General features: G+C 48.1%; 11 protein-coding genes and 4 pseudogenes. 7 read left to right on the top strand and 8 right to left on the bottom strand.

Annotated features, from left to right (window positions below; translation table 11 throughout):
- Positions 1-1,234 precede the first annotated feature (1,234 nt).
- From EPYR_RS18600 to msrA, 4 genes and pseudogenes are all read right to left on the bottom strand, one after another.
- On the bottom strand, positions 1,235-1,447 hold the full coding sequence (locus EPYR_RS18600) for a plasmid partition protein ParG (RefSeq protein WP_014540014.1): 213 nt from the start codon (positions 1,445-1,447) through the stop codon (positions 1,235-1,237).
- Positions 1,444-2,058 carry a ParA family partition ATPase gene (gene parA, locus EPYR_RS18595; RefSeq protein ID WP_071846829.1) on the bottom strand — a complete coding sequence of 205 codons (615 nt, stop codon included), beginning with the start codon at positions 2,056-2,058 and terminating at the stop codon, positions 1,444-1,446. Before parA ends, EPYR_RS18600 begins: the two co-directional genes overlap by 4 nt.
- 442 nt (positions 2,059-2,500) lie before the next feature.
- Positions 2,501-2,743: pseudogene (locus EPYR_RS18590) on the bottom strand (helix-turn-helix domain-containing protein); the annotation flags it as partial.
- Positions 2,744-2,846: 103 nt separating this feature from the next.
- Positions 2,847-3,383, bottom strand: coding sequence for a peptide-methionine (S)-S-oxide reductase MsrA (gene msrA / locus EPYR_RS18585; RefSeq protein WP_012814649.1), 537 nt, complete (start codon positions 3,381-3,383; stop codon positions 2,847-2,849).
- 1,167 nt (positions 3,384-4,550) lie between these two features.
- Here msrA and EPYR_RS18580 point away from each other — a divergent pair.
- Positions 4,551-4,880, top strand: coding sequence for a hypothetical protein (locus EPYR_RS18580; RefSeq protein WP_041473955.1), 330 nt, complete (start codon positions 4,551-4,553; stop codon positions 4,878-4,880).
- Here EPYR_RS18580 and EPYR_RS18575 read toward each other — a convergent pair.
- Positions 4,858-5,508: a DUF4225 domain-containing protein gene (locus EPYR_RS18575; protein ID WP_071846828.1), complete on the bottom strand. Its 651-nt coding sequence runs from the start codon at positions 5,506-5,508 to the stop codon at positions 4,858-4,860. The genes EPYR_RS18580 and EPYR_RS18575 overlap by 23 nt on opposite strands.
- Positions 5,509-5,556: 48 nt before the next feature.
- On the opposite strand from EPYR_RS18575, the gene EPYR_RS21310 reads away from it, so the two are divergent.
- Together EPYR_RS21310 and EPYR_RS21305 are read left to right on the top strand one after the other, a co-directional pair.
- Positions 5,557-5,856, top strand: a complete 300-nt coding sequence (locus EPYR_RS21310; RefSeq protein ID WP_011078074.1) for a transposase — start codon at positions 5,557-5,559, stop codon at positions 5,854-5,856.
- A gap of 3 nt (positions 5,857-5,859) precedes the next feature.
- On the top strand, positions 5,860-6,708 hold the full coding sequence (locus EPYR_RS21305; protein WP_331387094.1) for an IS3 family transposase: 849 nt from the start codon (positions 5,860-5,862) through the stop codon (positions 6,706-6,708).
- A gap of 29 nt (positions 6,709-6,737) precedes the next feature.
- On the opposite strand, the pseudogene EPYR_RS21300 reads toward EPYR_RS21305, so the two are convergent.
- Positions 6,738-6,927, bottom strand: a pseudogene (locus EPYR_RS21300) (DUF4225 domain-containing protein); the annotation flags it as partial.
- 18 nt (positions 6,928-6,945) lie between these two features.
- Positions 6,946-7,527, bottom strand: coding sequence for a recombinase family protein (locus tag EPYR_RS18560; RefSeq protein WP_012814633.1), 582 nt, complete (start codon positions 7,525-7,527; stop codon positions 6,946-6,948).
- A 160-nt stretch (positions 7,528-7,687) separates the two neighbouring features.
- Between EPYR_RS18560 and EPYR_RS18555 the strand changes: the two genes are divergently transcribed.
- The 4 genes and pseudogenes from EPYR_RS18555 to EPYR_RS18540 all read left to right on the top strand — a co-directional run bounded on the left by EPYR_RS18555 (position 7,688) and on the right by EPYR_RS18540 (position 13,174).
- Complete coding sequence (locus tag EPYR_RS18555) at positions 7,688-10,684, top strand: Tn3 family transposase (RefSeq protein ID WP_012814634.1); 2,997 nt, start codon at positions 7,688-7,690, stop codon at positions 10,682-10,684.
- Positions 10,685-10,697: 13 nt separating this feature from the next.
- A pseudogene (locus EPYR_RS18550) lies at positions 10,698-11,679 on the top strand (methionine ABC transporter ATP-binding protein).
- Positions 11,672-12,341 (top strand): annotated as a pseudogene (locus EPYR_RS18545) (methionine ABC transporter permease). Before EPYR_RS18550 ends, EPYR_RS18545 begins: the two co-directional pseudogenes overlap by 8 nt.
- Before the next feature lie 35 nt (positions 12,342-12,376).
- Positions 12,377-13,174 (top strand): MetQ/NlpA family ABC transporter substrate-binding protein, encoded by a 798-nt coding sequence (locus EPYR_RS18540; RefSeq protein WP_014540004.1) that lies wholly within the window; start codon positions 12,377-12,379, stop codon positions 13,172-13,174.
- A gap of 974 nt (positions 13,175-14,148) precedes the next feature.
- Here EPYR_RS18540 and EPYR_RS21600 read toward each other — a convergent pair.
- A complete protein-coding gene (locus EPYR_RS21600) occupies positions 14,149-14,298 on the bottom strand; it encodes an Rpn family recombination-promoting nuclease/putative transposase (RefSeq protein WP_148217857.1) in 150 nt (49 codons plus the stop codon).
- Positions 14,299-14,340 lie beyond the last annotated feature (42 nt).

The raw sequence follows: 14,340 nt of genomic DNA, 5'->3' as shown, positions 1-14,340 counted from the left end.
GGATGTGGAATGTTTTGAAAATTATTCCACACAAAAAGCAGGCAAGCAAAGCAAAAATTAACTAAAAAAACATCATAGCACCAAAGATTTAATCACGCTAAAACAGCCAGCTCGCATAAAAAAACCTCCGCATTTGCCCCTGAGGAGAGCAGTTGCTCTGAACTGACGATCGATTTACTTTCATCGTTCGACAGAAAAAAGATCGCATGAGTTCAGCCATCATCACGAACATGTGAGACGGCCGATGTTCCAGTTATCAGGAAGTTATTCCACTGATGACAGGACAGGAGCATTAGCGTTCTCTGCTTAATGAGTTACATGTCTCGTTAGTTAATTTAATTAAAATATTATAAAAATCAGAATCATACAAGATAATCGTTACAGGAAATTACTCCACATAAGAAAACGACTATTTTCCATTTTCACCCGGTCAGACTGACTCAGTGCTCCCACAGAACCGTATTTATCCAGAATCCCTCCACCTGCCACAGAAAATTCCTCCACATTCATTCTCAGATACAAGACTTTCGGCGCACAGCATAATATCTCTCCACCTAAGTTTGGGGAAGTGACCAGATCACAAATCCGAGTTAAAAAAAGAAAATTTTTCCTCATGTAACATGGAGATGTAACGCTTAGCAGTACATAAAATTATTCCACCTAAGAGGAACGGGTAATGATGGCATCAGAAAATTCTTCCACATTAAGCGTAACATGCATATTTAACTTAACTAGCTAATATGATGGTTTTGTGTGCGAAAAGTCTGTAATTAGTTTCGTTAATCAAGTAAGTACAATGACAGGCCAAAAATGAAGTTTTGAAGAAACAGGAAATTTCGGCACATACCCAAATTACAATTAAACGTAACGCTAAAAAGAAGAGGGACTGAACGTCAGGATGGCTTGTAAAGAGAGTTATCCACAGGGCACCCCTGAATAGGGGGATTCTCATAAATTTGAAAGTTATCCACAGAAAAAAACTCCACGTGTAGCAGGAAATCTCTCCACATATAACATAAAATTACTCCACATGAGACAGGAAATCTCTCCACATATAGGCTTGTAAGCCAATGATTACATTTAAGAAATTTGCCTCTAAAAGTAAAAGATCTAAACTAAAAAAAAGAACAAACACTATTGCCACATTTGCCCGATCAAGATCACAAAAGGGGTACGATCAAGCAGCTGAGATCGGCGAACGAAAATATTAATTTTACAAACCAAGCCAAGGGTGTTAACTTGGCTCATTCTCAGATAACCAGTGTTCGATAAGGCCTGTCAGAACGTCTTTCATTTCCCAGCCCTGTAAAAAACAGGCTGTTTTAAAACGTCGGTGTAATTTTTCGTCGATGTTGGTCTGCAGTTTTTTTGTGCTGCCAGAGACAGGTTTGGTTATTGCGTCAAGAGCAGGCGCTAGCTGCCGGTGTTGACCGAGTTTCATTTTCATTCCAGTAGCTCCAGAATTTCGTTAGCCATAACCTCAATTTCCCCTTTTGCATTTCCATCCGTGGTATCGAACACCGTCCCCCCGTCCAGCATAGTGCGTATATACGCCTGTCGCTGCGCTGTAGCCGTTTTTAACGCGGGGACACCTGTTTCCTCGATCGAGGCTTTCAGAACCTCCAGCATGCGCGTGGAGGCCACTTGTTTGGTGATCACAAAACGTGCAATGACAGGCTGTAAATTTTCTCTGGCCTCCACAACAGCCAGGATAGCGCCACATGCAGCAAAGTCGAGCGGTGAAGGGGTTACCGGGATTAATACCAGATCGCTCACCATGACGGCTGCAGAGGATATGGCGGTAATGGCAGCGGCACCATCGATGACCACATAATCATAATCGTTAAGATACTTACGTACGGTATAAACTTCTTTTTCCGATGATGCCTCTGTAAGGTCGAATTGACACTTTGATTCATCATACCAGTTACTGATACTGCCTTGAGGATCGGTATCGACCATCGCAACCTTGTGCCCTTTTCGTGCCAGGCTGGTAGCGATATTGATGGATGTCGTGGTTTTCCCTACCCCGCCTTTTCCGTTCAGGAAAGAGATAATTTTTTGTCGCCATAAGACACCCCTGGAGTAATCAAACAGTTATCCCGGGATTATAGGATTATGTAATCCCGGGATTATGGGATTACAAGATACCGTAATCAGTATCAGTAAACAATTTCACCGGGATGAATGATTAATATATGTTATTATTTTCAGGTGTTTTTTAAACGCCTGATGCCTTTTCTTTCGTCAAATATGCTCTTGTTCTATGGCGTTCTATGTTAAAACAGGCTGTGTTTAAACACAGCCTGTAATCCTGTAATCGCCATGGCGTCAAGATATCGCATTAAGGTTTTTTAGGGATGTACGCTTACACATATTTGTTGCGTTAAGCCTGAGTATGTGGAAATCATCCCTGCCAGAATCCCAGAATCCCAGAATCCCAGAATCCCAGAATCCCAGAATCCCAGAATCCCAGAATCCCAGAATCCCAGAATCCCAGAATAGCGTAATCAACAACGGCCTGCTCAGTGGCATCATCAGTACGGTTTTTGATGTTGGGAGCACGTCGGCTGCGGTTAATCAGTGCATCCACGCCACCTTCATCAACCAACTCCCGATAACGATAAAACGGGTCGCGTGAGACGCCCATGATTTTACAGGCTTTTGACACGTTGCTGAGTTTTTCGGCCAGATTGAGCAAACCTGTTTTGTGTTTGATGACAGGATTGTTAGTATGAAGCATGAGAGTTACCTCGTGTTTTGTATAAGGATTCGACACCCATATCAAAACCGGTAACTCTCAACCTTTCAAGGTTATGTGTCAGATCAAGTCGCGACTAATACAGTTATTTTGATACGGCATAAGCCGCAAAGCGCTTACGCAGCTTTTGCAACTTAGGTGGGATGACAGCCAGACAATAACGGTTTTCCTGTCCTTCTCCAGCCCAGTAATCCTGGTGATAATCCTCTGCCGGATACCAGACCGCATCGGCTTCAATTGAGGTCACTATCGGATCGCTGTGCTCACTCTGGGCGCGTGAAATTGCCGCTTTGGCTTCTTCCGCCTGTTGTGCGCCGGTCGGGAATATGGCTGAACGATACTGTGTGCCGATATCATTTCCCTGGCGATTGAGCTGTGTTGGGTCGTGGGTGGCAAAACTGATATCCAGCAGATCGCCGAAGCTAACCTTTTCCGGATCAAAACCAATGCGGATGGCTTCGGCATGCCCTGTGTCACCATGACACACCTGTTTGTAGGTCGGGTTTTCGGTGTGGCCACCAATATAACCACTCTCAACCGATTCCACGCCATTAATCTGCTTAAATACGGCTTCAGTACACCAGAAGCAGCCCCCGGCAATGATTGCATATTCTGTCGCCATTTCTTACTCCTTCAGCGTAAGATTCTGATGATTAGCTGTTTAACTAAGATCAGCCTTAGCTATTTGCCGCGCCAGGTCAATGCGTTTTTAGCCAATCGCACCCACTGTTAATATTTTTTCGGGGTACTCTGCATCCCCCTGCTGGATAAATTTCCCGTCGTGTATGCACTTATTTCGTTCCATCTGCCGGGCAATCTCCTGATGACGTGTAAGATTCATCCCGTAGCGTGATGAACAATCCTGTCCTGAAAAAGACATCCTCAGACCGCTTTCTCTTAAGTTGTTTCGACATTGACGATAAGCGTTAGTTATTGGCGCGTGATTCTGTATGCAAATAAAACAGGCTTAAGTTATAACTACCTGATGCAATAGATTTTTTTCGAAAAAAAACGGTTTTTGAATAACTCATCTATCACACTGCTGACAGACGCGTTATGCAACATTCATCCCGGCGAACATGCACGCCACATGCCCGCTGCGGCGTGACGGATTATCGTGCCTGTCTGTTTCCTGTACTGCATGGACGGTGGGGTGGATTCGCTATCGCGAAAGCCGTGATGGCGTTGGAGAGCTGAAGAACGCAGTCATGTAGGAAGTGCCATGTGATAATCCAGACGGAATATAAGATTCGGCGGAACTCGTCATGAATCAACGTCGATGACTGTTAATCCGACAGCATAGTGCTGCATACACAGCCGCGTCAGGCCGGGAAAAACAGGTCTGGTACTCTCAATCCCTGAGAAAGTATCAGGTGCTGATTGCGTATTCTTTCTGGTTATAAACAATGCCATTTCAGTCGTTTTCAATCATTCTCCATCTGACTAATATCGTCTGGCAATGAGTATTCCCGGTAATACATAAACGGCAATCACGTTAATTAATCAGCATTTTTTGCGGATATGGCGGTAGAAAACAGGCATCTAATGATAGTTTTGCGCAACGTCTCTAAAATTTTTAATGGCGGCTCTGCGCCGGTCACTGCCGTTGATAACGTCAGTCTGCAGAGGGGGTTGAGGGCCAATCGTGTAAAAAACCACGTTAATGATTTAACTTACTGTTTTTTATATAAATAATTAATAATTGTTGCTGACCCAGCTTTGCCCGAGATTTTTGTGTATGCTTGCTGCAGAGATGTGTCTACATTTTAAGGATGGAAGGTGGAACGCGATGAAAGTGAGTGATGCAGCGCTACTCAAGTCAGGGTTTAGCCATGCAGATCTACAAAAATTGAAAAATAATATTGCTAATTATGGCGGATCTCTGGATTCCGTAACCCATGATCTTGCTAACCGCTTTAATGCCTCAAAGTGGATTACTATCGCTGCCTTTACCATACTTGCTCTCACGCTGATACTGGCATCCGTAGATACCAGCATCACGCTTGCGGCCACACTTGCGATTGTATTACCTTTTATATGGTATTTAACGCCAGCAAAACTTGCATACAAGTCATGGCGCTATCGCAGATTAACGACTAATTCTGAACCGCGTCAGTAACAGACATAAGGTCAAATATGACCTTAGCTTTAACACCATAACCGACAATTTTCATTGTGAGCTTTGGACGGCTCATGGTGCTGACTTTCCGGTAATAATCGGCGGGCAGATATCGGAATAAACGCCATGTTCCAGGGCGTCTGAACAGACCGAATATGCTATATGCATTTGCAGCAAGCGAGACTGATTTATAGATCCCCAGCCCGCTATTACGGCTGAACCCCATGAATTCAGCTGTGGACATAGCGGCATCAGCAACCAAACCTTCCGAGGTTTTGTTATCCATCGCGTAGTGCGCAATTTCTTTGCTTATGCCGTTCGCTCCATCAGTAACCAGAACTGCACCGGCCAGAACGCCCAAAGGCGTCATGGAACCTATAAGGGTTAGACCAACAGCTATTTCAACTCCAGACAAAACCACATTTACAGCAGAAATTACGTAGCCAACAATTTTATTATTTTCCCGAACAAACTCCACTTTAGCGTAAAGTTTTGCTGTCTTCATACGTAACATCCGGCCCTGTTCTTCGAGATTTTCAGTCTCTACTCTCAGATTTTTGATGCATGCTATACACTCTTCATCAGATTTCGCGTGCCGGGCAGCGGCAAATNTGATCCTACCCGCCAATAGTGGACACGCGACTAAGTGAGTAAACTCTCAAGCAAGAGGTGACTCATGACAAAACCAGCATCAACCAGCAAAAAGCCACGCAAACAACATACGCCTGAATTTCGCAACGAAGCCCTGAAACTTGCTGAGCGTATCGGTGTGGCTCCAGCTGCCCGTGAACTCCGTCTGTATGAATCGCAGCTTTATGCCTGGCGCAGCAAGCTCAAAAATGCACATTCCTCTTCTGAACGTGAGCAGGAAATGTCTGTTGAAATTGCCCGCCTTAAGCGGCAACTGGCGGAGCAGGCTGAGGAGCTGGCCATTCTCCAAAAGGCCGCGACATACTTCGCGAAGCGCCTGAAATGAAGTATGTCTTTATCGAAAAAAATCGGGCTGAGTTCAGTATCAAGGCCATGTGTCGTGTGCTTAGAATTGCCCGAAGCGGCTGGTATGTCTGGTGCCTGCGTCGCCATCAAATCAGCCCGCGCCAGCAGTTCCGCCTCATCTGCGATAAGGCCGTCGGTAAGGCATTTACTGAGGCAAAACAGCGTTATGGCGCACCTCGTCTTGCTGACGAGCTGCCGGAGTACAACATCAAAAACCATTGCCGCCAGCCTGCGACGTCAGGGGCTGCGGGCGAAAGCGGCCCGCAAGTTCAGTCCGGTCAGTTATCGTGAACACGGCCTGCCCGTGTCAGAGAACCTGCTGAAACAGGATTTTTACGCCAGCGGCGCAAACCAGAAGTGGGCAGGTGACATCACCTACTTACGTACAGATGAGGGCTGGCTGTATCTGGCGGTGGTCATTGACCTGTGGTCGCGTTCCGTCATTGGCTGGTCGATGTCGCCGCGTATGACCGCACAACTGGCCTGCGACGCACTGCAGATGGCGTTGTGGCGGCGAAAACGTCCTGAAAAAGTGATTGTTCACACTGACCGTGGTGGGCAGTACTGTTCATCGGATTATCAGAGCTTGCTGAAATGTCATAATCTGCGCGGGAGCATGAGCGCAAAAGGCTGCTGTTATGACAATGCCTGCGTGGAAAGCTTCTTTCATTCGCTGAAGGTGGAATGTATCCACGGAGAACGCTTTGCCAGCCGGGAAATAATGCGGACAACGGTGTTTAATTATATCGAGTGTGATTACAATCGGTGGCGTCGTCACAGTGCCTGTGGCGGCCTTAGTCCTGAACAATTTGAAAACCAGAACCTCGCTTAGGGCTGTGTCCACATTACGTGGGTAGGATCAAATTGCTGCTCTATAACCTGTTTTATTTCCTGAACAAAATTAATCCGGGTCAGACCATCCTGAAGGTGAAAGGCGGAAAGTCTGTTGGCAGTATTAATAAGTTTTCTGGCTTCAAGGTTAACCATTGTTTCCGCCCAGGCTTTATTTCTTCCGCCAGAGCGGCATCATATCAAGCAATGCCGCATCCATTTTTGTTCTCCCTGTATATTACATCGCCGATGATACCCCTTTATTTTCAGCTGTAAACCGTCGTTTCAGTCTGAAATAAGTAGGCCTCGATATGCCTGTTTTTTCCGATACCACCTTAAATGACACGCCCTGCCGAATCAGAGTCAGAGCCGAAGCTGTCGCCGGATGAGGCTTTCTGCCGAACCGAACACCTGAGGCCATTGCAGCAACCCGTCCGTCATTGGTTCGTTCCAGAATGCGCTCACGCTCGGCTTCTGCAACAGCAGCCAGGATCTGAATGACCATTTTCCCCATAGTGCCTTCCGTACTGAGACCATTTTCCAGAAAACGAATGGCGATCCCCTTCTTATAGCAGGCGTCTACGATATGGATCATATCGGCTGTATTGCGGCCGAGTCGGTCCATTTTGGTACAGATGATAATGTCATCTTTTTCAGCCCGGCCAAGCAGCCGCTGCAACCCTTCCCGTTCGTCAGTGGCCCCGGTCATCATGTCGGTAAAAATCCTGTCTTCACGCACACCGCCATTTTTCAGTTCCGCCACCTGGAGCGTCAGCTTCTGGTGACTGGTTGATACCCTGGCATAGCCCAGTAACGCCATTTTTGTCTCACAAATCGGTTTTGATACAAAGTGGTATCATAATGCACAAAATGCGATTTCTGATACCTGTTTACGCTGCGGTTTTGACGGGTATCAGATATCATAATATCTGATACCATCAAAAATATTATGGAGTAATGAACGAAAAAGGGATTTGCGGATGAGTGTTGATTTTCTGACCGATAGCCAGATCCAGAGCTATGGCTGTTATGCCGCCGAGCCAAATGAGGTTCAGCTGGCGAGGTATTTTCATCTTGATGAGCGCGATCTGGCTTTCGTTAATCAGCGCCGGGGCAGACATAACCGCCTTGGAATTGCCCTTCAGCTCACCACCGCCCGTTTTCTGGGAACGTTTCTGCATGATCTCATGCAGATCCCTGACGGGGTACGATTCTATGTGGCAGCACAATTAGGCATTCCCCGCCCGGAAATCCTTTCCCGTTACGCACAGAGGGATAATACACGTTGGGAACACCATGCATTGATCAGGCAGCACTATGGCTATCATGATTTTGGTGATTTCCCCTGGACATTCAGGCTGAAACGTCTTCTTTATGTCCGCGTCTGGCTCAGCAATGAACGGCCCGGTCTGATGTTTGATTTTGCGACGGCATGGCTACTTCAGTACAAAGTGTTACTGCCAGCTGCATCCACGTTGACAAGAATTATTGGTGAAATCCGGGAGCGGGCAAATCGTCGTCTGTGGCGAAAACTGGCATCGCTGCCTGACAGCTGGCAGACAGCACAACTGGCGTCTTTACTTGAGGTCCCCGAGGGGCAGCGGGTGTCGGTTATGGAGCAGCTACGTAAAGGTCCTGTGGCGGTCAGCGGCCCGTCTTTTACGGAAGCGCTGGAACGCTATACCCGACTGAGAAACCTGGAGTTTTCCCGGCTGAATTTCAGTGGCCTCCCGGCCATACAATTACGTAACCTGGCCCGCTACGCAGGAATGACGTCAGCCAAGTATATCGCCAGAATGCCTGAGGTGCGGCGGCTGGCGGTTCTGACCGCATTTGTTAAAGCGCAGGAAATATCCGCGCTGGATGACGCTGTCGATGTGCTTGATATGCTGATCCTGGACATCGCCCGCGAGGCGAAGAAAACGGGACAGAAAAAGCGGCTCAGGACGTTGAAAGATCTCGATCGGGCAGCACTGCTGTTGGCGCGGGCCTGTGCGCTTTTGCTTGACGAAAATACTGACGAAAGTACGTTGCGAAAGACCATATTCAAAAGCGTTCCGGTCGCCAGGCTTGCGGAGTCTGTTGATAAAGTTAACGAGCTGGCCCGTCCGCAGGACACGAATTTTCAGGATGAAATGGTGGAGCAGTACGGACGAGTAAAGCGTTTCCTTCCCGCGCTATTGCGCGACCTGCACTTTAGTTCTGCGCCCGACGGTGAACATACCCTGGCCGCAATCCACTACCTGGCAGAACTGATCGGCTCGAAAAAGCGCATCCTTGATGATGCGCCTGAGCGTATCATCACAGGCCCCTGGAAACGCCTCGTATACGATGCGGAGGGCCGGATACAACGCGCTGGTTATTCACTGTGCCTGCTGGAGCGTCTTCAGGATGCACTTCGTCGTCGTGATATCTGGCTGGAAAACAGTGAGCGCTGGGGCGATCCGCGTCAGAAGCTGCTTCAGGGTAAAGAGTGGCAGGTTCAACGTGTCGCAGTCTGTCGTGCGCTGGGGCGCCCCACCGATGGCAGAAAAGCCACAGAGCAGATGGCGAACCAACGGGATGAGACCTGGAAAGCCGTGTCCGCACGCTTCCACAGAAATGATGCTGTAGGTATGTGCCATGAAGGCAAATATCCCTCCCTGACCATCAGCAGTCTGGAAAAACTCAGTGAGCCACCCGCGCTGACACAACTCAGCAGCCGGGTGAAACAACTCCTTCCCCCGGTGGATTTAACTGAGCTGTTGCTTGAAATCGACGCCAGAACTGGTTTTACCCGTGAGTTTACGCACGTCAGTGAATCTGAAGCGAGAGCAAAAGATCTTAACGTCAGCCTGTGTGCCGTATTGTTGGCTGAGGCCTGTAATATCGGGCATGAACCGCTGATAAAGCACAATATACCGGCACTGACCCGCCACCGTCTCAGTTGGGTAAAACAGAATTATCTCCGGGCAGAAACGCTGGTCAGCGCTAATGCCCGGCTGGTTGATTTTCAGTCCACGCTGGAGCTTGCCAGCCACTGGGGCGGCGGCGAGGTAGCTTCAGCGGATGGTATGAGATTTGTCACCCCGGTGAAAACCGTCAATTCAGGCCCTAACAGAAAATACTTTGGTTCCGGACGCGGTATCACCTGGTACAACTTCGTTTCCGATCAGTATTCCGGATTCCACGGTATCGTTATCCCCGGGACGCTGAGGGATTCTATCTTTGTCCTGGAAGGGCTACTGGAACAACAGACCGGCCTGAATCCGGTGGAAATAATGACGGACACGGCCGGAGCCAGCGACATTATATTCGGTCTGTTCTGGCTACTGGGGTATCAGTTTTCACCCCGGCTGGCGGATGCCGGTGAGGCCGTATTCTGGCGGATAGACAAAAATGCCCATTACGGTGCACTGGATGAACTGGCTCGGGGATGTGTGGCGCTGCCGAAGATTGAAAGCCACTGGGATGAAATAATGCGGGCGTCCGGCTCCCTCAAACTGGGCACGATCCATGCTTCGGAACTTATCCGTTCCCTGCTCAGGAGTACCCGCCCGTCAGGGCTGGCGCAGGCGATCATGGAGGTTGGACGAGTAAATAAGACGTTGTATCTGCTTAATTATATTGATGATGAGGATTATCGCCGTCGGATCCTAACCCAGCTCAATCGTGGAGAGGGTCGTCATGCTGTAGCCAGAGCCATTTGTTATGGTCAGCGTGGAGAGATCAGAAAGCGCTACCGTGAAGGGCAGGAAGGTCAGTTGGGTGCGCTCGGTCTGGTCACTAATGCAGTAGTACTATGGAATTCTCTTTATATGCAGGAGGCGCTTTCACACCTTCGCTCAACAGGCGAAACGCCAGAGGATGAGCATATTGCCCGGCTTTCGCCACTGATGCATGGTCATATCAACATGCTGGGGCACTATACGTTTACCCTGCCGGAAGATATTTTGAAGGGAGAGCTGAGGTCATTAAATTTCAATTTAAACAATTAATTATCTTCTTAACGTGGTTTTTTACACGATTGGCCCTCAAACCCCGCAGATAGATAAAGGGCAGATCTACGGCATTATTGGCTACAGTGGTGCGGGAAAAAGCACCCTGATCCGCCTGCTCAACGGCCTGGAAAAAACCAGGTTCCGGCAGTGTGACCATTGCCGGGCAGGATATTGCCCAGGCCAGCGTCGAAGCGCTGCGCCAGGCACGGCTGAAAATCAGCATGGTCTTTCAGCATTTCAACCTGTTGTGGTCGCGTACAGTCAGTGAAAACATTGCTTTCTCTCTGCAAATTTCCGGTACATCGAAATCTGTCATTCAGGACCGGGTACAGGAACTGATTGCCCTGGTGGGGCTGGTCGGTAAAGAGCAGGCTTATCCCTCACAGCTGAGCGGTGGACAGAAGCAGCGCGTGGGGATTGCGCGAGCTCTGGCTAACAACCCGAACGTGCTGTTATGCGATGAGGCCACCTCAGCCCTTGATCCGCAAACCACCGATGCGATCCTCGAACTTCTGCTGGATATTAACCGCAAGCTGTGGCTGACAATTGTACTGATCACCCATGAGATGCATGTGGTGCGCAAAATCTGTCATCGCGTGGCGGTGATGGAAGAGGGCAGGATCGTGGAGGAAGGCGAGGTGTTGTCGCTATTTACCCATCCGCAGCAGCCCATCACCCGTCAGTTCGTCAAACAAACGTCCGGATACATCAGCGCCAACGTGCCGTTTAATCCGCAGCTGGTCAATATTGATAACGGCAAGGTGCTGAAGTTGACGTTTGTCGGGCAGAGTACGCAGCAACCGGTTATCGGTGAACTGACGCTGAAATATGGATTAGCCTTCAATATGTTGCATGGAATAATGACCCAAACCACTAACGGTACCTTTGGCGAGATATGGCTGCAGGTTCCCGCCAGCCAGAGCCAGTTGCCACGTATTCTGGCTGATTTACACGCTTATGAAATTTCGACCGAGGTGGTGACGAATGTTTGAAAACCTCTTTACCCATCTGAAGCTGGACCAGTTGTGTGCCGCGACGCTTGAAACCTTGTATATGACGGCGTTATCCGGGGGAGCGACCTTTGTGCTTGGCATTCTGCTCGGACTGGCGTTGTTCCTTACCGCGCGTGGCGGGCTGTTCCAGAATCGTGCGATCTATTCGGTGATTTCCGTGCTGGTGAATGTGTTCCGTTCTATACCGTTCATCATTTTAATCGTGCTGCTGATCCCGTTCACGAAAACGCTGGTCGGCACCATTCTCGGAGCGGATGCCGCACTTCCTGCTCTGATCGTTGGCGCAGCGCCTTTCTATGCCCGCCTGGTTGAAATCGGGCTGCGTGAAGTGGATAAGGGCGTGATTGAAGCGTCGCGCTCAATGGGGGCCCGCCTCAGTACGCTGATTTTCCGCGTGCTGCTGCCGGAATCATCCCCGGCGCTGGTCTCGGGAATGACCGTCACCCTGATTGCGCTGGTCAGCTACAGTGCGATGGCCGGCGTGATTGGTGCGGGGGGGGCTTGGTAATCTTGCTTACCTTGAAGGTTTTCAACGTAACCACGGCGATGTGACGCTGGTCGCAACGATAATGATTCTGGTGATCGTTTTTATTATTCAGTTCTCAGGTGATGTTGTGACGACACGGCTCGATAAACGTTAACTCTTGCAGGAAAGGCAAAATGAAAAAAACAACTGATGCTGCTGGCTGCAGCAACCCTGGGCGCCCTGAACCTGAGTGCATGGGCGGATACGCTGACGGTGGGGGCTTCTAACGTACCGCATGCCGAAATCCTCGAGCAGGCTAAGCCCATTCTGGCGAAGCAGGGGATCGACCTGGAAATCAAATCTTTCCAGGACTACATCCTGCCTAATACCGCGCTGGCAAGCCACGACATTGATGCGAACTACTTCCAGCACGTTCCCTATCTGAACAGCGTGCTGAAGGATCATGCCGGGGATCAAAATTACGATTTCGTTAGTGCGGGTGCCATCCACATTGAGCAGATCGGGATTTACCCGAAAAACTACAGGTCACTGAAAGACCTGCCAGAAAATGGCAAAGTCATTATGCGTGATGCTGTCGCGGAAGAGGGGCGCATCCTGTCGATTTTCGAGCAACAGGGAGTGATTAAAATCAAGCCGGGCATCAGCAAGGTTGATGCGCGCATCAGTGATATCGTTGAAAACCCTAAGCATCTGAAGTTTTTCGCCAATGTTGAAGGTGCGCTGTTGCCACAAATGTACAACAATGACGAAGGTGATGCGGTGGTGATTAACGCGAACTATGCGATTGATGCCGGTCTCGATCCGGTTAAAGGCCCGATCGCGGTGGAAAGCGGCGAAAATAATCCTTATGCCAATATTATTACCGTACACCACGGCGATGAGAAGAAACCGGATATTAAAGCGCTGGTTAGCGTACTGCACTCAACAGTGATTCAGGACTGGATCCGCACCAAATATAAAGGCGCGGTGATTCCGGTTAATAACTGAGTAATCTTAAGTTGCTAAATTTAATATCCTCATGCCGTCGATTGACAGACGACATATTCTGTTGAGTTTAACAGATATTCTTCAGGTCATGCAGTTTATTAATATGGATATCTCTTGCAATCCTGATTTTTCAGCAATTGACGGCTGTAAGCCTGCCTATGGTTAATGTCTTATGATTATAATCCCCTTATTTTTCTGAAAAAACTGTAAATATAATTACAGGTAAGGCTGTTCATGAAAAATTGTGATGAGCTCAGTGCTTACAAAGGAAAGAGTTGACAGGAATTTTTTATTATATTTTAATTTCCGGGAGCTCAACTGTATAGATACATTAATAAAGGGATTTAAAAATTAAAGCGTTAAAAAAAGAAGAGAGTATTTTAATTTATGGTGCGAGTAACAGCCTTCTTCATCAAAGGAATTATGGTGATCAATACGTTATAAACTGCAATAATGGGATTATCGGTGGAATGATTGCAGGAGCAATGGGAGGAATACCAGGCCTGACACTCGGTTTGATCGGGGGGGCTATCGCTGGAGGGTGCTTTAATCGCTGACAAGGAAAGCATCATTTTAACTATGCAGCCCTTAATAACAGGGCTGCCCACGAGGGAATATGGATATTTTAAGAAAGTCAGCCTGTGTTTTTTTTAGCATACTAACGGGTTCATCTCTTTTGAGCGGTTCTGGTGTCATGTTCTGCGACTGGTATAAGTTTCCAAAAACACTATCCAGCTTTATTGTCATGTTAATCATTTTTATTTTTCTTGTTCGGCTTTCATTGAATATAACATCAAGAAAATAGCGATATTTTTTCTGTTTCCAAAGATGGGTTTATAATGAAATGGAAAGTGTTATGTATATTCATTACTATTTATTTGGTGCCATCTTCGGCTTATTCCAGTCAGGGGATAGAAAAATATTATCTTCGTTAAAAGTTTCTGGCGGAATGAAATGGCAAGTAGGGAGGGAGCCTACAAATGTGGTAGATTTTCGCGGAAAAGATATGGTGTCATGGATCGACGCAGCAAACACTTGCTGGAGACAGGAACACGGCCTGACTCCAGTTTCAGCGTGTTGAGATCGTAGACGGCCTGCAGATCTGGCGGCAGGTGCAGCTGCATGAAATCCTGTGCGGTATAGGGATAGGGGCAAACTGTTTAAAT

The organism is Erwinia pyrifoliae DSM 12163 (assembly GCF_000026985.1).
GTDB lineage: Bacteria > Pseudomonadota > Gammaproteobacteria > Enterobacterales > Enterobacteriaceae > Erwinia > Erwinia pyrifoliae.
This window is presented reverse-complemented; position numbering and strand designations above follow the sequence as displayed.

Coding starts and splice junctions, on each gene's coding strand:
- EPYR_RS18600 (WP_014540014.1), bottom strand. CDS start 1,447: ATGAAAATGAAACTCGGTCAACACCGGCAGCTAGCGCCTGCTCTTGAC.
- msrA (WP_012814649.1), bottom strand. CDS start 3,383: ATGGCGACAGAATATGCAATCATTGCCGGGGGCTGCTTCTGGTGTACT.
- EPYR_RS18580 (WP_041473955.1), top strand. CDS start 4,551: ATGAAAGTGAGTGATGCAGCGCTACTCAAGTCAGGGTTTAGCCATGCA.
- EPYR_RS21310 (WP_011078074.1), top strand. CDS start 5,557: ATGACAAAACCAGCATCAACCAGCAAAAAGCCACGCAAACAACATACG.
- EPYR_RS21305 (WP_331387094.1), top strand. CDS start 5,860: ATGTCTTTATCGAAAAAAATCGGGCTGAGTTCAGTATCAAGGCCATGT.
- EPYR_RS18560 (WP_012814633.1), bottom strand. CDS start 7,527: ATGGCGTTACTGGGCTATGCCAGGGTATCAACCAGTCACCAGAAGCTG.
- EPYR_RS18555 (WP_012814634.1), top strand. CDS start 7,688: ATGAGTGTTGATTTTCTGACCGATAGCCAGATCCAGAGCTATGGCTGT.
- EPYR_RS18540 (WP_014540004.1), top strand. CDS start 12,377: ATGCTGCTGGCTGCAGCAACCCTGGGCGCCCTGAACCTGAGTGCATGG.
- EPYR_RS21600 (WP_148217857.1), bottom strand. CDS start 14,298: ATGCAGCTGCACCTGCCGCCAGATCTGCAGGCCGTCTACGATCTCAAC.